This window comes from Mycobacterium sp. 134 (genome assembly GCF_048282715.1).
In the GTDB taxonomy this organism is placed as follows: domain Bacteria; phylum Actinomycetota; class Actinomycetes; order Mycobacteriales; family Mycobacteriaceae; genus Mycobacterium; species Mycobacterium septicum.
In genome coordinates this window covers 2,214,008-2,233,861 of record NZ_JBLVUN010000008.1, presented here as the reverse complement: position 1 = coordinate 2,233,861, position 19,854 = coordinate 2,214,008, and the positions used below count along the sequence as shown (strand labels likewise).

Genomic DNA, 19,854 nt, shown 5'->3' with positions numbered 1-19,854 from the left:
ATTAGGACTGCATATCAAATGTCCAGGAGCGCTGCAGCGAACCCCGCACCGGTGGCGGTGAGCCACGCCGGTCCGTCAAAACCTGCAGGGATACAACGACTTTGAGATACCTAGCGATCGACGAGGGTGGTATCGAAGTAATACCGCGATGCGCGGTAAGCGTGGCTTCCGTACTCGACGACGCGTCCGGAATCGTCGAACGCGGTCCGTTCCATCACCAGCAGGGGGGCCTTCGGCTTCTCGTCGAGCAGCTTCGCCTCATCCCGCTCGGCAGCCTTGGCGCCGATGCGCTGCTGAGCCAACCGGATGTGCACCCCACGGGAGCGCAGCGACTGGTACAAACCGACCCGCTCGAGTTCATCGCGGTCCGGCGCGATCGACGCGGGAAGGTAGTTGGTCATCAGCGCCAGCGGTTGACCGCCGGACATCCGCAGCCGGCGCATCGTCACCACCTCGCTGCCCGCTTCCAGGTTGAGCCGTTCGGCGATCTCGTCGGACGCCGGACCCAATGCGTACTCGAGCACCCTGGTGGCCGGTTCCTGGCCGGCCCGCGCAAGATCGTCGAACAGACTGGTGAGTTTGACGGGACGATGCACCGGGGTCTGCACCACCTGGGTGCCCACACCGCGCTTGCGAACCAGCAGCCCCTTGTCCACCAGTTCCTGAATCGCGCGGCGCGTCGTCGGCCGGGACAGACTGAGCCGGCTGGCAAGTGCCAACTCGTTTTCGAAACGATCCCCCGGCTTGAGTTGCCCATCCAGGATTGCCTTTTCGAAGACCTGCGCAACCTGGAAGTACAGCGGCACCGGACTCGAACGGTCGAGCTCCACGGACAACGTCGGGGTCACGCTCACTCCAATCCTCGTGTCCTCCGCGCGCAGTTCGCCGGGAGTGACTGTCCAGACTACCCGCTTATGACTGAAAGTAAGAATGTCCGAACAAAGTCTTGACAGCACATGGTGACGGGGAGCACAGTCGACACCGACACCAGGCGCGCTCGTCGTCGCCGGAACGCACATACGCACATCGCACTCGGGAGTCAGTCGTGACCGATAACGCCAGCCAGCCATTCGACGTCATCGCCATCGGGCGCAGCGGCGTCGACGTGTATCCGTTGCAGGTCGGCGTGGGGCTCGACCACGTGGAATCGTTCGGGAAATTCCTCGGTGGCAGCGCCGCCAACGTGGCAGTCGCCGCGGCCCGGCTGGGCGATCGCACCGCGCTGATCTCCGGGGCCGGCGACGACCCCTTCGGCCGGTTCGTCCGCGACGAGCTGGCCCGGCTGGGTGTCGACAACCGCTATGTCAGCACCCATGGCGAGTACCCGACGCCCGTGACGTTCTGCGAGATCTTCCCGCCGGACAACTTCCCGCTGTACTTCTACCGCAAACCGTCGGCACCCGACCTGCAGATCAGTCCCACCGAACTCGACCTGGACGCCATCCGTACCGCTCGCCTGTACTGGTCGACGGTGACGGGCCTGTCCGAAGAGCCCAGCCGTAGCGCACATTTCGCCGCGTGGGCGGCTCGCTCGCGAGCTCCTTTGACCGTTCTCGACCTCGACTACCGGCCGATGTTCTGGGAAACACCTGCCGCGGCCACCGAACAGGTTCAGCGAGCGTTGCGGCACGTCACCGTGGCGGTCGGCAATCGCGAAGAGTGTGAGATCGCCGTCGGTGAGGCCAGCCCGCACAAGGCTGCCGACGCCCTGCTCGACCTCGGCGTGGAACTGGCGATCGTCAAGCAGGGGCCGCGCGGCGTACTGGGCAAGACCAAGCAGAGCTCGGTCACCGTGCCGCCCAACGAGGTTGACGTGGTCAACGGGCTCGGCGCCGGAGATGCCTTCGGTGGCAGCCTGATTCATGGCCTGCTCCGCAACTGGCCCCTGGAGAAGACCCTGCGCTACGCCAACGCCGCCGGGGCCATCGTCGCATCCCGGCTCGAATGCTCGACCGCGATGCCGACCGCCGTGGAGGTGGCCGACCTCGCCGAACAATCCGCCGTGGAGGCTGTCAATGTCTAAACCCACTGTGTGCACGGACTATGCTGCGATCACCGAACTCCGGGCCTCCGAGCCCGGCACGATCGCCACGGCATGGCAGCACCGCACCGCCCGTCCGACCGTGCGTGGTGACGGCAAGCTCATGATCGTCGCGGCCGACCATCCGGCCCGCGGCGCACTCGCGGTCGGGTCGCGGCCCACCGCGATGAACAGCCGCACCGACCTGCTCGACCGGCTGTGCGCCGCGCTCGCCGACCCGGGGGTCGACGGTGTGCTCGCGACTGCCGACATCCTCGATGATCTGCTGCTGCTCGGCGCGCTGGAGGACAAGGTGGTGTTCTCCTCGTTCAATCGGGGCGGACTGGCGGGGTCGTCCTTCGAGCTCGACGATCGGATGACGGGAGCCACCGCGGCATCGACTGCCACCGCCCGGATGAACGGCGGAAAGATGTTGTGCCGCATCGATCTCGATGATCCCGGAACGGTAGCCACGCTGGCGTCCTGCGCCCAGGCGGTCGACGCGCTCGCCGCACACGGCCTGGTCGCCATGCTGGAGCCGTTCATGTCCAGCCGTGTCGACGGCAAGGTGCGCAACGACCTGTCCCCCGATGCGGTGATCAAGTCGGTACACATCAGCCAGGGTCTGGGCTCGACCTCGGCCTACACCTGGATGAAGCTGCCCGTCGTCGACGAGATGGATCGGGTGATGGAGTCGACGACCTTGCCGACCCTCTTGCTCGGCGGTGATCCGACCGATCCCGACAAGGCATTCGCGTCCTGGGAGAAGGCGTTGACCCTGCCGGCCGTGCGGGGCCTGATCGTGGGACGCACCCTGCTGTACCCGCCCGATGACGACGTCAGTTCAGCGGTCGCGACCGCTGTGAAGTTGGTGAGGTGACCATGAACAGCAAGTGGTACATCCCGGCCCGCAGCGCCGAGCTGCCATTCACCGTCGACGTCACCCCGGAATCCGCCGGTTGGGCCGAATCCTCTTTGCGGGTACTGGAGCTGGACGACAGCCAGACCGCAGAACTGCACACCGGCCACGCCGAGGTGATGATCCTTCCGCTGTCCGGTGGCGGCACCGTCGAATGCGGCGGCGAAACCTTCGAACTGTCACCACGGTCGTCGGTTTTCGACGGCCCCGCCGACATGGTCTACCTCGGCATCGGACAGGAGTACCGCCTGACCGGTGCGGGACGCTTCGCGATCTGCGGTGCGCGGGCAACGCGTTCGTTTCCGAACCGACGGCGCGCCGCCGCCGACGTCCCCGTCGAACTTCGCGGCGCGGGCAACTGCAGCCGCCAGGTACACAACTTCGGCACCGCGACGACATTCGAGGCCGACTCACTGATCGCGTGCGAGGTCATCACCCCGGGTGGCAACTGGTCGAGCTATCCCGCGCACAAGCACGATGAGAACACCGACGTGGAAACCCAGCTGGAAGAGATCTACTACTTCGAGATCGATGACAGCCCGGCCGGGACACCAGGATTCGGCTATCACCGGGTCTACGGCACCCCCGAGCGCCCCATCGAGGTGCTGGAGGAGGTGCGAACCGGGGACGTCGTGCTGGTGCCACACGGCTATCACGGCCCGTCCATCGCGGCACCGGGCCACCACATGTACTACCTCAACGTGATGGCCGGCTCCGGCCCCGACCGGGCCTGGCTGATCTGCGACGACCCGAACCACACCTGGCTGCGGGACAGCTGGGAGCACCAGGACGTGGATCCGCGTCTCCCGTTCCGTCCCTCCACCACTCGCGAAGGAGCCTGATCCCGTGGTATCCACCGCACCGAAGTCGACCGAGAAACTGGTCGACACCGAGGGCACCGTACGACTCACCGTCGCCCAGGCCACCATTCGCTTCCTGGCCAACCAGTACGTGGAGCGTGACGGGGTCCGGTCCAAATTCTTCGCCGGCTGCTTCGGTATCTTCGGCCACGGCAACGTGGCCGGGCTGGGCCAGGCGCTGCTGCAGGACGAGATAGACGCAGCCGAGGCCTCGAAAGAACCCGGACTCAAGTACGTGCTGGGCCGCAACGAGCAGGCCATGGTGCACAGTGCCGTGGCCTATGCCAGACAGAAGGACCGGCTGCAAGCGTGGGCGGTGACCGCCAGCGTCGGCCCCGGCTCCACCAACATGCTCACCGGGGCCGCGCTGGCCACCATCAACCGGTTACCGGTGCTGCTGCTGCCCGCCGACACGTTCGCCACCCGGGTCAGTTCACCCGTGTTGCAGGAGCTCGAACTGCCGTCCTCTGGTGACGTCACGGTCAACGACGCCTTCAAGCCGCTGTCCCGCTACTTCGATCGGGTCTGGCGGCCCGAACAACTCCCGGCCGCCCTGCTGGGGGCCATGCGGGTGCTGACCGACCCTGTTGAGACCGGAGCCGCGACAGTATCGATCCCCCAGGACGTGCAGGCCGAGGCGTACGACTGGCCGGAATCGCTGTTCGCCGAACGCACCTGGCACATCGCGCGCCCGCTGCCCGAACGCTCGGTGATCGCGCGCGCCGCCGAGATCGTCGCGTCGGCCCGCACGCCGCTGATCATCGCCGGCGGCGGCGTGCACTACTCCGGCGCCGAGGAAGCTCTGGCCGCGTTGTGTGAGCAGACCGGCATGCCGGTCGCCGAGACCCAGGCCGGCAAGGGCTCGCTGCGCTATGACCATCCGCAGTCGGTCGGGGCGATCGGTTCCACCGGCACCACGGCGGCCAACGCGCTGGCGTCGGAAGCCGATGTCGTCATCGGAATCGGCACCCGCTACAGCGATTTCACCTCCGCTTCGCGGACCGCGTTCAACAACCCGGATGTCCGTTTCGTCAACATCAACGTGGCGTCGCTCGACGCGGTGAAGCAGGGCGGTATCAGCGTTGTCGCCGATGCGCGCGAGGCACTCGAGGCCCTGGGCACCGCGCTGGGCGACTATGTCATCAGCGACGAATACCGTTCGCGGGTAACCGAACTGGCTGCCGGGTGGGAGGACACCGTCACAGAGGCTTATAGGGTCGACGCGACCTCCGACGACGGCGCGGCGTTGAACCAGAACCAGGTCATCGGCCTGGTGAACGCGCTGTCGGATCCGCGCGACGTGGTGGTGTGCGCGGCCGGCTCGATGCCCGGGGACCTGCACAAGATGTGGCGCACCCGAGACCGCAAGGGTTATCACGTCGAGTACGGCTACTCGTGCATGGGATACGAGATCGCCGGCGGGATCGGCGTCAAGATGGCCGATCCGGATCGCGACGTGTTCATCATGGTCGGCGACGGCTCCTACCTGATGATGGCCACCGAACTGGTCACCGCCGTGCAGGAGGGCATCAAGGTCATCCCTGTACTGGTGCAGAACCACGGATTCGCCTCCATCGGTGGGCTTTCCGAGTCACTGGGCTCGCAGCGATTCGGCACCTCCTACCGCTACCGCAGCGGGGACGGCCGACTCGACGGCGACACGCTGCCGGTGGATCTTGCGGCCAACGCCGCCAGTCTGGGCGCCGACGTCATCAAGGCCACCACCGCCGCGGAGTTCACCGATGCGGTCAAAGCAGCCAAGGCTGCTGACACCGTCACCGTGATCTATGTAGAAACCGATCCGCTGATCTACGCACCCGACAGCCAGTCCTGGTGGGACGTCCCGGTGTCGGAGGTCTCCACGTTGGAATCCACCCAGAGCGCCTACGCACGGTATGCGGACTGGAAGAAAGTTCAACGCCCCCTTGTCAATCCGTCCGACCGCTGAAAGATTTTTATGAGCACAATTCTCGTTGGTTCGGCCCCCGACTCCTGGGGTGTGTGGTTTCCCGACGACCCGAACCAGACGCCCTATGCCCGCTTCCTCGACGAGGTGGCCGCATCCGGATACGAATGGATCGAATTGGGCCCCTTCGGCTATCTGCCGACCGATCCGAAGCAGCTGTCCGACGAACTGGCCAAGCGCAACCTCAAGCTGTCCGCGGGCACGGTTTTCGAGCACCTCCATCAGGACGATTCGTGGGATGCCGTCTGGACGCAGATCGAGGACGTCGCCAAGCTGACCGCCGCGGTCGGCGGCAAGCACGTCGTGGTGATCCCCGAGATGTGGCGCGACCCCGCCACCGGCGCGGTACTCGAGGACCGAAACCTCACCGCTGAGCAGTGGCGCAAGAAGACCCAGGGCATGAACGAGCTCGGCAAGGCCATGTTCGAGAAGTACGGCGTGCGTGCGCAATACCACCCACATGCCGACAGCCACGTCGACACCGAAGAGAACGTGTATCGATTCCTCGACTGCACCGACGGCGAATTCGTCAACCTGTGCCTGGACACCGGGCACATCAGCTACTGCGGCGGCGACAACATCGCTATCATCCGGCGGGCCCCCGAGCGCATCGGCTATCTGCATCTCAAGCAGGTCGATCCCGAGGTGCGGGCCAAGGTCGAGGCCGAGGACCTGCCGTTCGGCGAGGCCGTCAAGCTGGGCGCGATGACCGAACCGCCGCTCGGCATTCCGGAGATGCCACCGTTGCTGGCCGAGATCGAGAAGCTCGGTGTCGACGTGTTCGCGATCGTCGAGCAGGACATGTACCCCTGCGAGGTCGACGCTCCCCTGCCCATCGCCAAGCGCACCCAGAAGTACCTGGGGTCCTGCGGTGTCCCGTCCGTTCGTTTCAGCTAGGAGCACCATGCCCAATTCAACAGCGACGGACGACCTTCGCATCGCCGTCCTCGGCGTCGGCATCATGGGCGCCGACCACGTCGCGCGCCTGACCAGCCGGATCTCCGGTGCCCGCGTCGTCGTGGTGAATGACTTCCTCACCGAGAAGGCCGAGGCGATCGCCGCAGACATCCCGGGCTGCCGGGCCGTCACCGATCCGCTCGACGCCATCGCCGATCCCGAGGTCGATGCCGTCGTACTCGCCACGCCCGGGCCGACCCACGACAAGCAGCTCTTGGCCTGCCTGGAGCACGGCAAGCCCGTGCTGTGCGAGAAGCCGCTGACCACCGATGTCGAATCGGCCCTGGAGGTGGTCAAGCGCGAGGCCGAGCTCGGAAAACGGCTCATCCAGGTCGGTTTCATGCGCCGCTTCGATGAGGAGTACACCCAGCTGAAAGACCTGCTGGATGCCGGTGAGTTCGGCCGCGCGCTGGTGCTGCACTGCGTGCACCGCAACCCGGCCGTGCCGCCGAGCTTCGACAGCTCCATGATCGTCAAGGATTCCCTGGTCCATGAGGTCGACGTGACCCGCTTCCTGTTCGACGAGGAAATCGCCTCGATTCAGATCATGAAGCCCGCCGTCAATCCGGGTGCCCCGGAGGGCATCCAGGACCCGCAGATCGCCATCATGCGCACCGATTCCGGCAAGCATGTCGATGTCGAATTGTTCGTCACCACCGGAGTGGCCTATGAGGTGCGCACCGAGCTGGTGGGCGAAAAGGGTTCGGCATTCATCGGACTCGATGTCGGTCTGGTCCGGAAGGGCTCACCAGGCACCTGGGGTGGCACCATCACCCCAGGTTTCCGGGAGCGCTTCGGCCGGGCCTATGACATCGAGTTTCAGCGCTGGGTCGACGCTGTTCAGCACGGCACCACGACCGGGGATTTCACAGATGGCCCGACCGCATGGGACGGTTACGCCGCTGCCGCGGTATGCGCGGCCGGTGTCGAGGCGCTGGAGACCGGTCGGCCCGTCGACGTGAAGATGGTGTCGCGCGCGTCGATCCCTGGGGCATGAGCGTGAAGATCGCGCTGGATCCGACACCGTTCCACCACGACTACGAGCTACTCGAATTCCCGCGTCTGGTAGCAGAACTCGGCTACGAGTACCTGCAACTGACCCCGCACCGCGACTTCATCCCGTTCTTCAACCATCCGCGTGCCGACGACGACCTGGTGTCCAAGTTCCGCAAGGCCTGTGCGGACGCCGGCGTCGGGATCGCCTCGGTGCTGCCCGTGCTGCGCTGGTCCAGCCCGGACCCCGACGCCCGCGAGGCCGCGGTAAGCAACTGGAAACGGGTCATCCAGATCACCGTCGACCTCGGCGTCAACGTCATCAACACCGAATTCTCCGGCCGACCCGAAAAGGCCGAGGAGTCCGAGCGGGCGTTCTTCCGGTCGATGGAGGAACTGCTGCCGATCATCGAACGCGAAGGCATCGACGTCCGGATCGACCCGCACCCAGACGATTTCGTCGAGGACGGGCTGGAGGCGGTGCGGATCATCCGCGGGGTCAACTCCCCCAACGTCGGCATGGTGTACGTGGCTTGCCATACGTTCCACATGGGTTCGAACATGATCGAGATCATTCGCGCCGCCAGTGACAAGCTACGCCTGGTCCACGTCGCCGACACCATGGACCACCACCGCAGCCATGGATTGCGCTACATCACCAACCCGCCGGGCAACCCGGTGCGGGTGCACCAGCACCTGAAAATCGGTGACGGCGACATCAACTGGGACGAGTTCTTCGGCGGACTGGCCGAGATCGGCTTCTACGACCGGGACGACACCGTCATGGTGTCCTCGGTATTCGCCGAGGACGAGAACGCCCATGACGTGTCGCGATATCAGCTGAAGACCATGTCCGGGTACGTCGCGAAGTACCGCGGATGACCTCCGCTCGCCTGGTCTGGCAGCATCCGCTGTCTCGGTGCTCTAGCCCGGGAGGTCCGTTCGAGCGGGCGAGCCGACGGAGTCAAGACCGTTGAACTGCTGCACCAGATCCGAGAGCTCGGACCGCGACGACACCCCGGCCTTCACACTGGCTTGATAGATGTGGCCCTCCACAGTGCGGATCGACAGCGAGGTTGCCGCCGCGATGTCCCGGTTCGACAGGCCGCGGGACAGCAGTCCGGCGATCTCGTGCTCTCGCCGCGTGAACGGTAGTGGCACTCGTGCCGTGGCCAATGCGGGGCTGACCGCGCCGCCGCACCGCTCGGCCAGCAAGCAGGCCCGCGCGCTTGCGGTGAGCGCACTGCCCCGGCGGCCGGTCACCCGGTGCGACGCCGCCGCCTGCGCTGCGGCGTCGGCCGCAGCCAGGGCATCGCCCATCTGCTCGAACTCGACCGATACGGCGTCCAACGCGGCGGCGTCATCGGCGGTGAGAGCGTGTGCGTAGCGGTGTGCCAGCGGAGCCCTGGGCCCCTGAACCACATCCACCAATTCGGCCAGCCGTTGGCCACCGTGGACGTCGCCCAACTGGACCGCTGTCTGCAGACACCGCACTTCACGGGCCGGCTGTCCGTGGGTCCGGGCGAATTCGGCCGCGTGCAAGGCTGTCTCGCGCGCCTCTGCGGTACGTCCCCGTGCGGCCGACACCCATGCGCCGGCCAGCAGATAGTCGGACGTGACGTATTCGTACGAGGGATGCCGGCTGCGTTCAACATCCTCCAGGGACGCGACGGCGCCGTCGATGTCGCCGGACCGGGCCAGCGCTTCGGTGTGCAGGATCCTGAATCGATAGAAGAGGCCGGAGGTTTGACCATAGCTGCCCAAACTTTCTCCGGCCGAGTTGAATTGGCGTAGCGCAGTCACCAGGTCACCCTTTGCGAGTGCGGTCATGCCCATCGCCGCGACGGCCATCGACCGGGGCACGCCGGGTAACTCTGCACACCGTCGGTATCCGCGCTCGGCGACTGTCACCGCCTCGTCCAGATAGCCGGCAGCGAGCAGGGCGTAAGCGTGGAACTCGGCCAAGCCGGTGGCGTGAAACGAATCCATGGGTGATTCGTCGAGAACACGGTGACCCGCCCGAGCGCGGTCGGCGGCCTCGTCGATACGGCCGAGATCCCCGAGCGCGAGCGTTTCAGCCGCGTAGCCGACGACCCTGCCGTAGTTGTCCAGCCGGTCGTAGTCCACTGCGGTCATCGTCTCGATCACCTCGGTGTGTTCGGCGGCCATGGCGCACCCGACCGCCCGGAACGTGCGCAGCGCATGGTTGCGGTCGTCGTCGCCGCAGTTCAGCGCCGCGTCGAGCACATCACGGGAGCCCTGCGGATTGCGCAGCGGTAGAAGCAGATTGGCGGCCCGGATGATGGCGCCGTCGAGAAAGCCGGGCACAGCGAGCCCCTGCGCATCCAGGCTGTTCAGGATCTCCTCCACCGCCTCGCCGTTTTCCTGCAAGTACAGGATGTGCGCCAACTGGAGCTTGTTCGCCGGGCTCGGTTGCGACTCGACCGCGGCACGCGCCAGCCGTTCGGCGAGGACGAAGTCCAGCCGCAACGCGGAGATGCCGGCAGCCCGAGCCAAGATGTCCGCATCGGGCGGCAAATCAGATTCGAGCCAGAGCAGGCCCAGCCGAAGCGGCTCACAGTCGTTGCCCTGCACCATCGCGGTGGCAGCGCGTCCCCGTAATCTGCGCAGCCGCAGCGGGCCACACTGGCTCAGCCGAATTTCCCCGTACAGCGGATGGCCAACATAGATGCTGTCACTGTCGGGGGCAGCCGCGATCAGGCCTCGTTGTTCGGCGTCCTCGATCGATTCCTGATCGGCCAGGGCAGCCAGCACCACCCGGTCGACAGGTTCCGTGATCGCCACCAGATCCACGACCTCGCGCACGTCGTCCGGCACGGTGCCGATCTGCATGTCCACCAGTTCGATCAACGATGGTGAAACCGATGATGTTGCTGCCCAGCACCATCGGCCCTGCACCTGACTGAGCGCGCCCGATACGTGTTCGTACTCCACCAGATGCCGCAGGAACAGCACGTTGCCACGGCTCAGATTCCACATCCGGTCAGCGCAACCGGCGTCGACCTCGCCGTCTAGGACGCGGCGCAGGAGGTCCACGGTTTCGTCGCGGGACAACGGCTGCAGTTCCAGCCGCTGCAACTGGCCGTCCTTCCACAAGGCCGACACCGCGTCGGGCGCGGATTCACCTGTGCGGATGGTGGCGACGACGGTGGCGACCTGCTGCAGCACCAACTGGTGGACGACGAGCGCCGACAGGTCGTCAAGGAGGTGAGCGTCGTCGACGAGCAAGAGCAGCCGTCCGTCGCCTGTATGGGCTGTCAAACCGGCGAACACCTTGCGCGCCAACGCCAGTGGTGAGGCGTCGGTGTCGTCGACCCATCGGGCGAATGCTCCGAGCGTGACGGCACGTCCGGTGGCGGTGCCGGCGACGCGATGCACGGACCAGCCCGAGTGCGCAGCAGATTCGGCAGCGGCGCGTGCGAGCCGGGTTTTCCCGACGCCGGCCGGACCGGCGATGACGACGCCGGCGTGTTCGCCGGCAGCGAGCGCCTCATCGATGACGAGCAGCTCCTCGGCACGGCCCGTCAGTGGCCACCGCGGCACCATGGCGCAGATGCTATCGGCTTGGTCAGTCCTCGGCCGAAGCTTTGCTGAGTACGGTGTGCAACTTTCGCCGTGCCACGTCGAGCAAGATCGGCAGGCTCGCAGCCTCGATGTGCAGGTAACCGCAGATCACGTCGTCGGCGGCCCCGGCATCGTGCAGGCGCAGAGCCAGCGAATGCGCTTCGGGAAGTCGTCGTAGTGCTGCCTCATAATCGTCGAGCGTGGCCATGCCAGCCGGCTGGCCTATCCGTCAGAGCCGTCGCTGCCGCCGGGGTCACCACCGGTGCCGCCGGCACCGCCGGGCGAACCACCGTTGCCGCCAGATCCTCCGGTGCGGCCGTTGCCGCCGTCACCACCCTTGCCGCCGTTGCCGCCCAATGCGGACGTCGCTGTGCCGCCGTTGCCGCCGGTTCCTCCGACGCCCTTCCTGCTGTCTCCGCCGCGGCCGCCGTCGCCGGCCCTGTTGGAGATGGGCTGGCCGGCGAAGGAATCGCCGCCATCGCCACCCCGGCCACCGGTTCGGTCGGACGCCGAATTGCCACCTCGGCCGCCTGAGCCGGCGACGAGTCGGCCACCGCTGGAGTTCGCGTCGCCACCTCGGCCGCCGTCGCCCGCCGTACCCGACCGCCCGGAATTGCCTCCGGCACCCCCCGTTCCGGCTGTCGTCTGCGAGCCGTTGTCGGCATTGCCGCCCCGGCCACCGTCGCCGGCATCACCGGTCAACGCGCCTCCGTCGCCCCCGGCCCCGCCATTTCCCGCGGTCGCGACGTTCGATGCGGACTGGCCGGTGTTCGCCGCGCCTCCGTTGCCACCCTGCCCGCCCGTGCCGTGCAGGCCGGCGTCACCGCCATCGCCGCCGGAGCCGCCGGTGGAATCCCTGCCGGTGTCGGAGCGCGCCGCTCCGCCGGCGCCACCGTCGCCCGCATCACCGGAGAACAATCCGCTCCGGCCGCCGTTGCCGCCGTCCCCGCCGGAAGCTTCACGCGTGATCTCGGCGACCCCGCCTGCTCCGCCGGCGCCGCCGTTTCCGGACAGGAGCCCACCGTTGCCGCCGTTCCCACCCTTACCGCCGATACCGCTCCAGTTCCCGGGTTGGGTCGCGTCGGTCACCGACGCCCCGTCGCCGCCCGCGCCGCCGTTACCGAACAACCCGGCGTGCCCACCGTTACCACCGTCCTGTGCGACCATCGTTTGTCCGTCGACGGTGACCACCACCGCATTCCCGCCGCGGCCACCGTTGCCGAACAACAGGCCACCGTTGCCGCCATCCTGGCCCGGCCCGCCGTCGGCCCCGTTGCCGATGAGCAGACCACCGTTCTCGCCCGGCTCATCGCCGTTGCTGACGAACACCGCCACCACGGCCGCCAGAAAGTCCGCGGGAGATGTACCTGGACCGATGGCCACCACCGGCACTGAAGACGACACAGAGGATTCCGGGCTGGATAATGTGTTGCGCGCCAACATCACTCGGACCTGGTTCGAGCCCGAGCGCTCCGGCAACACACGCGCCGACGGCTCGAAGCGCGTCGAACTCACCATCGCCAGCGGCCGGACAGCAGTACCATCCCAGGCGAAGCCGAGGTCGCTTCCGACATCGGGCACCCGGATATCGGCAGACACCGGTCGTGCTGCGGCCGCCCTCGCCACGGCCGCGAACAGACGGTTCGGCGTGGCGAACGCCGCAGGAGCCCAGCGCAGGCCGGTCGATTGGTGCCGCTGGATCGCGTTCGGTTCCGGCGGACTGATCACCACGAACGCCCCCGCTGTCACGGCTGCAACAGCGATCAGAGCCGACCCCGACCGTAACCCTGACATTCCGCCATCGCGCTTCCGGCGATGCCGACCACTCGAACCACGGTTTGCCATCACGACCCTCGGTTCACTCGACGCTGCTCCGCAGACGACATTGACCGACGACGCCACCCGGCGACCCCGTAGGGCACTACTTGGAATCGGGATGCACTCCCGGGTGAGCTACTTGGTCGGCCTGAAACTCAACGCCCTCGCTCGGCGGGGGCGTCCCGTCGATCCGGCTGCCAAGGTCGAGAGCGGTGGCCACCTCGACGAGCGCGGCCGCCACTATCGACGCGGGTACCCGGTCGAGCACCACCAGTCCGATCGCCGGGCGCGGACCGTGCTGCACCATCGGCCGCGCGGTAAAGCCTGGAGGCACCCCGAGTTGTGGCAACCACGCGGTGGAGGCGATGGTCGCGCGCGTCGAGTTCGTCAGGTGCGCATAAAGCGCGTCGACCGAATCCGCCTCCACCACAGGGCGATAGCGCACCCCTTCGGCGGCCATGTTGGCATCGAGGATGCGCCGGTTGCGCATCGTGGTGGTCAGCACGCAGAGTTGCAGTCCAGCCGCATCCGACCACGCGATCTCGGGTTGGCGCATCAGTGCGTGATCGGCGGGCGCGATCAGGACATAGCGCTCCCGGTACATCTCCACCGAGGTGGTTCCGGGCGGGGTTTCGTCGTCGAGGTAGGTCAACCCGGCGTCGATCTCGAAATCGGCCAACCGCCGCGCGATCTCACGGGACGACAAGGCTTCGATGCGCACGGACGCCGCCGGGTTGCGGCGCAGGAACTCGGTGGTGATGAACGGCCCGGTGGGCACCGCCGTCGGTATGGCACCGATCCGGGCCGTGACGGTCAACCGTCCGCGCATGCGGTCGATGTCGGCGAGCATGTCGTCGCGTTCCGCGACGATCCGCTGCGCCCACGCCACGACGCGCTGCCCCTCCTCGGTGAATCCCTCGAAGCGATGGCCCCGCTGCACGATGACGATGCCCAACTCGCGCTCCAGCCGGCGGATCGCCACCGACAGCGTCGGTTGACTCACGTGGCACCGCGCGGCCGCCCGGCCGAAGTGCCGCTCGGTCGCCAACGCCAGCAGGTAGTCGAGCTGCTGGAGCAGCACATCACTCGCCATGGCTCCCCGCCTTCATCACGTTCGATAGAAAGCATCTATCACTGCATGTGAAATATCGAATATCGAGGCCCGTCAACCGGCGCAACCCGCAGTTTTCGGGGACTAGATTGGGTTCATGACCCGTGCCAAGGACATCGATGCCGATTACGACGAGCACCACGTCATCAGCACCGGCGCCAAGCACGAAGCGGCCGGGGTCGAGGCAGTCCTGGTCAGCATGCGACGGGGCTTCGAGCAGATGGGTCCGCTGCGCACTGCCGCGGCGTTGACCAGGCTCAACCAGCGGCACGGGTTCGACTGCCCGGGCTGCGCGTGGCCCGAGGAGCACGGTGGCCGCAAGCTGGCCGAGTTCTGCGAGAACGGTGCCAAAGCGGTCGCAGAGGAGGCCACCAAGCGGGTGGTCACACCGGAGTTCTTCGCCCGGCACAGTGTCGCCGAGCTGGGGACCAAACCCGAGTACTGGCTGTCCCAGCAGGGCCGGCTGAGCCGGCCGATGGTGCTCGCACCCGGCGAGGAGCACTACCGGCCGATCGAATGGGATGACGCCTACCGTCTGATCGCCGAGCACCTCAATGCGCTGGCCTCCCCCGACGAGGCGCTGTTCTACACCTCCGGACGCACCAGCAACGAGGCCGCGTTCCTCTATCAGCTGATGGTCCGCAGCTTCGGCACCAACAACCTGCCCGACTGCTCGAACATGTGCCACGAATCCTCGGGCACCGCGCTGACCGAGTCGATCGGTATCGGCAAGGGCTCGGTCACCGTCGAGGACGTCACCGAGGCCGACCTGATCCTGATCGCCGGGCAGAATCCGGGCACCAACCACCCGCGCATGTTGTCGGTGCTGGAGAAGGCAAAAGCCAACGGCGCCAAGATCGTTGCGATCAACCCGCTTCCCGAGGCCGGGCTGATCCGGTTCAAGGACCCGCAGAAGGTGAACGGTGTCGTCGGGCACGGCGTCCCTATCGCCGATGAGTTCGTGCAGATCCGCATCGGCGGGGACATGGCGCTGTTCGCCGGCCTGGGCCGGCTGCTGCTGGAGGCCGAGGAACGTACTCCGGGCACCGTCGTCGATCACGAGTTCATCGCCGCGCACTGCGCCGGATACGACGAGTACGCCGCGCAGAGCCGCCGCGTGGACCTCGACACGGTGACCGAGGCCAGCGGCGTCGACCGGGCTCAGCTGCAGCGGGTGGCCGACCTGCTGGCTTCCTCCCAGCGCACGGTGGTGTGCTGGGCGATGGGCCTGACCCAGCATCACCATGCGGTGGCCACCATCGGTGAGGCCACCAACCTGCTGTTGCTGCGCGGCATGATCGGCAAGCCCGGGGCCGGGGTCTGTCCGGTGCGCGGCCATTCCAACGTCCAAGGCGACCGGACCATGGGCATCTGGGAGAAGATGCCCGACAAATTCCTGGATGCGCTCGACGACCGATTCGGGATCGCCAGCCCCCGCAAGCACGGTTATGACACCGTCGACGCCATCCGGGCCATGCGCGACGGCCGGGCCGGCGTGTTCATCGGGATGGGCGGCAACTTCGTCTCGGCCACTCCCGACACCGAGGTCACCGAGGCCGCGCTGCGCAGTTGTGTTCTGACCGTTCAGATTTCGACGAAGCTCAACCGCAGTCACCTGGTGCACGGCCGCACCGCCCTGATCCTGCCCACGCTGGGACGCACCGACAAGGATTTCCAGGCCGGTGGAAAACAGATGGTGTCCGTTGAGGATTCGATGTCGATGGTGCACCTGTCCCGCGGCAGCCTGACACCGCCGAGCGAGCACTTGCGCAGCGAGGTGGCGATCGTCTGTCAGCTGGCTCGCGCAGTACTGGGCACCGACCATCCGGTGCCGTGGGAGCAGTTCAATGCCGACTACGACCGCGTCCGTGACGCGATCGCCGATGTGGTGCCCGGCTGCGAGAACTACAACCGCAAGGTGCGTCAGCCCGACGGGTTCCAGCTCCCCCACCCTCCCCGCGATTCCCGCGAATTCCGCACCACCACAGGTAAAGCCAACTTCTCGGTTCAGCCGCTGGAATGGGTACCGGTGCCCGAGGGCCGCCTGGTGCTGCAGACCCTGCGCAGCCACGACCAGTACAACACCACCATCTACGGCCTGGACGACCGCTACCGCGGGGTCAAGGGCGGGCGCCGCGTCGTGTTCGTCAATCCGGCCGACATCGAGGCGCTGGGTTTCGCCGAGGGTGATCGCGTGGATCTGGTGTCCGAATTCGACGGACAGGAGCGGCGCGCCAAGGACTTCCTGATCGTCCCGTACTCCACGCCGGCCGGCAACGCCGCCGCCTACTATCCCGAGACCAATCCACTGGTGCCGCTTGATCACACCGCGAAGAAGTCGAACACGCCGGTGTCGAAGGCCGTCGTCATCCGATTGGAGCGGGCCTAGTGGGCCGGGTCACCGCCCGCCGTCGCGCCCACCACCTGACCGGCGCCACGGCTGAGGCCCGCCCTGAGACCCTGGTGGTCGAGGAACCGTTGGAGATCCGCGTCGACGGCTCACCCATCACCGTCACGATGCGAACCCCGGGCGCCGATGTCGAATTGGCCCAAGGGTTTCTACTCACCGAGGGCTTGATCGCACAGCGTGAAGACCTGGTGTCCGTGCGCTATTGCCGGGGCGCCGACGTAGACGGGGTCAACAGCTACAACGTGTTGGACGCGACCCTGGCCGCCGGCGTCCCCAAACCCGACGTTGACGTGACCCGCAACTTCTACACCACCTCGTCGTGCGGGGTGTGCGGCAAGGCCTCGCTGGAGGCAGTGCGGTTGAGCAGCAAGCACTGCCCCGGCGATGACCCGTCGACCGTTCCCGCCGCGGTGCTCTCGGCGATGCCCGCGCAATTGCGCGATGCGCAGAAGGTCTTCAACAGCACCGGCGGCCTGCACGCCGCCGCACTGTTCACCGTCGATGGCACCATGCTCGTCGTCCGCGAGGACATCGGCAGGCACAACGCCGTGGACAAGGTGATCGGCTGGGCGCTGGAGAACAGCCGGATTCCGTCGACCGCCACGGTGCTCCTGGTGAGCGGCCGGGCGTCGTTCGAGCTCACCCAGAAGGCCGTGATGGCGGGCATCCCGATCCTGGCCGCGGTGTCGGCGCCGTCCTCCCTTGCCGTCGATCTGGCCGGCCAGTCCGGCCTGACCCTGGTGGCCTTCCTGCGGGGCGATTCGATGAACATCTACACCCGCCCAGACCGGGTGCTCTTCTGAGTACAGCGTCGAAAATGCACTGAGGGTCGTGATCCGGCTGGGATCACGACCCTCAGTGCAATCTCGGCGAAAAGTCAGGCGCTCTTGTCGCGCCGCTCCGAACGCGACGGCTTACGCGGCACGATGGTCGGCAGCACGTTGTCCTGCACGGTCTCCTTGGTGACGACCACCTTGGCGACGTCGTCGCGGCTGGGGATGTCGTACATCACCGGCAGCAGGACTTCCTCCATGATGGCGCGCAGGCCGCGGGCACCGGTGCCACGGTGGATAGCCTGATCGGCGATCGCCTCCAGCGCCTCCTCGGTGAACTCCAGCTCCACGCCGTCCATCTCGAACAGGCGGACGTACTGCTTGACCAGAGCGTTCTTCGGCTCGGAGAGGATCTTGACCAAGGATTCCTTGTCCAGGTTGGTCACCGAGGCCACGACCGGCAGACGGCCGATGAACTCGGGGATCAGACCGAACTTGATCAGGTCCTCCGGCATCACCTCGGCGAAATGGTCCTGGGTGTCGATCTCGGCCTTGGACCGCACCTCGGCACCGAACCCCAGACCGCGCTTGCCGACCCGGTCGGAGACGATCTTCTCCAGGCCCGCGAACGCACCCGCCACGATGAACAGCACGTTGGTGGTGTCGATCTGGATGAATTCCTGGTGCGGATGCTTGCGGCCGCCCTGCGGCGGAACCGACGCCTGAGTGCCTTCCAGGATCTTCAGCAGGGCCTGCTGCACGCCCTCGCCGGAGACGTCGCGGGTGATCGACGGGTTCTCGCTCTTGCGGGCGATCTTGTCGACCTCGTCGATGTAGATGATGCCGGTCTCGGCGCGCTTGACGTCGTAGTCGGCGGCCTGAATCAGCTTGAGCAGAATGTTCTCGACATCCTCGCCCACATAGCCGGCCTCGGTCAGCGCGGTGGCATCGGCGATGGCGAACGGCACGTTGAGCATCTTGGCCAGGGTCTGCGCCAGATACGTCTTACCGCAGCCGGTGGGGCCCAGCATCAGGATGTTGGACTTGGTCAGCTCGACCGGCTCAGAGCGCGAATCACGCGACTTCTCCTGGGCCTGGATGCGCTTGTAGTGGTTGTAGACAGCCACCGCCAGCGTGCGTTTCGCGGTGTCCTGACCGATGACGTAGCCCTCGAGGAAGTCCCGGATCTCCGCGGGTTTGGGCAGCTCGTCGAGCTTGACGTCGTCAGCGTCGGCGAGTTCCTCCTCGATGATCTCGTTGCACAGATCGATGCACTCGTCGCAGATGTACACGCCCGGACCGGCAATGAGCTTTTTGACCTGCTTTTGACTCTTGCCGCAGAACGAGCACTTCAGCAGGTCACCGCCGTCTCCAATGCGCGCCATGTGGGGGGGTCCTACTTCCTGTTTGCAGTCGGTCGTTACGCCACTTGCTGGGTTACTTCGGGCGTAAACCCGACGCTACCCGTTCGTTCCGTCGCGGTGCGACCGATAAGGCCGAATCGCTCCGGTGGTATTTGTTCGTGTGCAGGAGAACATATCTCTCCTGGCGGCTCCTCACCCGGCGGCACGCTGACTGTGACCTTGGCGTGTCGTTGCGGGGCGCCGGCGAATAGCGGAACGACGTGGCCGCACGTCACATTCGCCGTGGTCGAGGGTACCGGCGCCGCTCCTACGTCGCCGCGACCGCAGGTCAGCGAGGTTTCCGCTCTCCTCCGGGACGACACACGCCCCGCACCGGAGGTCACCGGGCAGGGCGTGTGTCATCGGATCAGAGGTTGCCGCTGGAAATGCCGGCCGGTGCTAGCTGCCCTGCGCGGACAACTTGCGGTACTCCAGGACCGTGTCGATGATCCCGTAGTCCTTGGCCTGCGCCGCGGTGAGGATCTTGTCGCGGTCGGTGTCCTTGCGGACCTGCTCGGGATCCTTGCCGGTGTGGCGGGCCAGGGTGGTCTCCATCAGGGTGCGCATCCGCTCGATCTCGGCGGCCTGGATCTCCAGGTCCGAGAACTGACCCTGGATCACTCCACCCAACGACGGCTGATGGATCAGCACCCGGGCGTTCGGCAGAGCCAGACGCTTACCCGGGGTACCGGCGGCCAGCAGCACCGCGGCGGCCGAGGCGGCCTGCCCGAGGCACACCGTCTGGATGTCGGCACGCACGTACTGCATGGTGTCGTAGATCGCCATCAGCGAGGTGAACGAGCCACCGGGCGAGTTGATGTACATGGTGATGTCGCGGTCGGGATCCAGCGACTCCAGCACGAGCAGCTGGGCCATGATGTCGTTGGCCGACGCGTCGTCCACCTGCACGCCGAGGAAGATGATGCGCTCCTCGAACAGCTTGTTGTACGGGTTCGATTCCTTGACGCCGAAGCTGCTGTGCTCGATGAACGACGGCAGGATGTAGCGAGCCTGGGGCTGCACGCGGGGGTCCAATGAC

General features: G+C 66.6%; 16 protein-coding genes. 9 read left to right on the top strand and 7 right to left on the bottom strand.

The window, feature by feature from the left end:
- Positions 1-110 precede the first annotated feature (110 nt).
- On the bottom strand, positions 111-848 hold the full coding sequence (locus ACNQVK_RS15490; protein ID WP_409551661.1) for a GntR family transcriptional regulator: 738 nt from the start codon (positions 846-848) through the stop codon (positions 111-113).
- 197 nt (positions 849-1,045) lie between these two features.
- Between ACNQVK_RS15490 and iolC the strand changes: the two genes are divergently transcribed.
- From iolC to ACNQVK_RS15455, 7 genes are read left to right on the top strand one after another with little or no spacing between them, the layout of a single operon-like run.
- A complete protein-coding gene (iolC, locus tag ACNQVK_RS15485) occupies positions 1,046-2,023 on the top strand; it encodes a 5-dehydro-2-deoxygluconokinase (protein WP_418030213.1) in 978 nt (325 codons plus the stop codon).
- The gene (locus ACNQVK_RS15480) at positions 2,016-2,900 is read left to right on the top strand and encodes an aldolase (protein ID WP_418030212.1); all 885 of its coding nucleotides are present in this window, start codon (positions 2,016-2,018) and stop codon (positions 2,898-2,900) included. The genes iolC and ACNQVK_RS15480 overlap by 8 nt, the downstream gene beginning before the upstream one ends.
- A 2-nt stretch (positions 2,901-2,902) precedes the next feature.
- A complete protein-coding gene (iolB, locus tag ACNQVK_RS15475; RefSeq protein WP_418030211.1) occupies positions 2,903-3,781 on the top strand; it encodes a 5-deoxy-glucuronate isomerase in 879 nt (292 codons plus the stop codon).
- Between the two features lie 4 nt (positions 3,782-3,785).
- The gene (gene iolD, locus ACNQVK_RS15470) at positions 3,786-5,747 is read left to right on the top strand and encodes a 3D-(3,5/4)-trihydroxycyclohexane-1,2-dione acylhydrolase (decyclizing) (protein ID WP_418030210.1); all 1,962 of its coding nucleotides are present in this window, start codon (positions 3,786-3,788) and stop codon (positions 5,745-5,747) included.
- 9 nt (positions 5,748-5,756) lie between these two features.
- A complete protein-coding gene (locus tag ACNQVK_RS15465) occupies positions 5,757-6,662 on the top strand; it encodes a sugar phosphate isomerase/epimerase family protein (RefSeq protein ID WP_418030209.1) in 906 nt (301 codons plus the stop codon).
- Positions 6,663-6,669: 7 nt separating this feature from the next.
- The gene (locus tag ACNQVK_RS15460; RefSeq protein WP_418030208.1) at positions 6,670-7,719 is read left to right on the top strand and encodes a Gfo/Idh/MocA family protein; all 1,050 of its coding nucleotides are present in this window, start codon (positions 6,670-6,672) and stop codon (positions 7,717-7,719) included.
- 2 nt (positions 7,720-7,721) lie between these two features.
- A complete protein-coding gene (locus tag ACNQVK_RS15455) occupies positions 7,722-8,597 on the top strand; it encodes a sugar phosphate isomerase/epimerase family protein (protein ID WP_418034175.1) in 876 nt (291 codons plus the stop codon).
- 42 nt (positions 8,598-8,639) lie between these two features.
- On the opposite strand, the gene ACNQVK_RS15450 is transcribed toward ACNQVK_RS15455, so the two are convergent.
- From ACNQVK_RS15450 to ACNQVK_RS15435, 4 genes are all read right to left on the bottom strand, one after another.
- Positions 8,640-11,282, bottom strand: a complete 2,643-nt coding sequence (locus ACNQVK_RS15450) for a LuxR C-terminal-related transcriptional regulator (RefSeq protein WP_418030207.1) — start codon at positions 11,280-11,282, stop codon at positions 8,640-8,642.
- Between the two features lie 22 nt (positions 11,283-11,304).
- Positions 11,305-11,508, bottom strand: a complete 204-nt coding sequence (locus ACNQVK_RS15445) for a hypothetical protein (protein ID WP_418030205.1) — start codon at positions 11,506-11,508, stop codon at positions 11,305-11,307.
- 14 nt (positions 11,509-11,522) lie between these two features.
- A complete protein-coding gene (locus ACNQVK_RS15440) occupies positions 11,523-13,049 on the bottom strand; it encodes a PGRS repeat-containing protein (RefSeq protein WP_418030204.1) in 1,527 nt (508 codons plus the stop codon).
- Between the two features lie 172 nt (positions 13,050-13,221).
- On the bottom strand, positions 13,222-14,211 hold the full coding sequence (locus ACNQVK_RS15435) for a LysR family transcriptional regulator (RefSeq protein WP_418030203.1): 990 nt from the start codon (positions 14,209-14,211) through the stop codon (positions 13,222-13,224).
- A 115-nt stretch (positions 14,212-14,326) separates the two neighbouring features.
- Here ACNQVK_RS15435 and ACNQVK_RS15430 point away from each other — a divergent pair, with 115 nt between their 5' ends.
- Positions 14,327-16,618, top strand: coding sequence for an FdhF/YdeP family oxidoreductase (locus ACNQVK_RS15430; RefSeq protein WP_418030201.1), 2,292 nt, complete (start codon positions 14,327-14,329; stop codon positions 16,616-16,618).
- Positions 16,618-17,442, top strand: a complete 825-nt coding sequence (fdhD, locus tag ACNQVK_RS15425) for a formate dehydrogenase accessory sulfurtransferase FdhD (RefSeq protein WP_418030200.1) — start codon at positions 16,618-16,620, stop codon at positions 17,440-17,442. The genes ACNQVK_RS15430 and fdhD overlap by 1 nt, the downstream gene beginning before the upstream one ends.
- 74 nt (positions 17,443-17,516) lie before the next feature.
- Here fdhD and clpX read toward each other — a convergent pair whose 3' ends face one another.
- Positions 17,517-18,797 (bottom strand): ATP-dependent Clp protease ATP-binding subunit ClpX, encoded by a 1,281-nt coding sequence (gene clpX, locus ACNQVK_RS15420; RefSeq protein WP_044522656.1) that lies wholly within the window; start codon positions 18,795-18,797, stop codon positions 17,517-17,519.
- Positions 18,798-19,214: 417 nt separating this feature from the next.
- Complete coding sequence (gene clpP2 / locus ACNQVK_RS15415; RefSeq protein ID WP_209447138.1) at positions 19,215-19,850, bottom strand: ATP-dependent Clp protease proteolytic subunit; 636 nt, start codon at positions 19,848-19,850, stop codon at positions 19,215-19,217.
- Between the last annotated feature and the right edge of the window lie 4 nt (positions 19,851-19,854).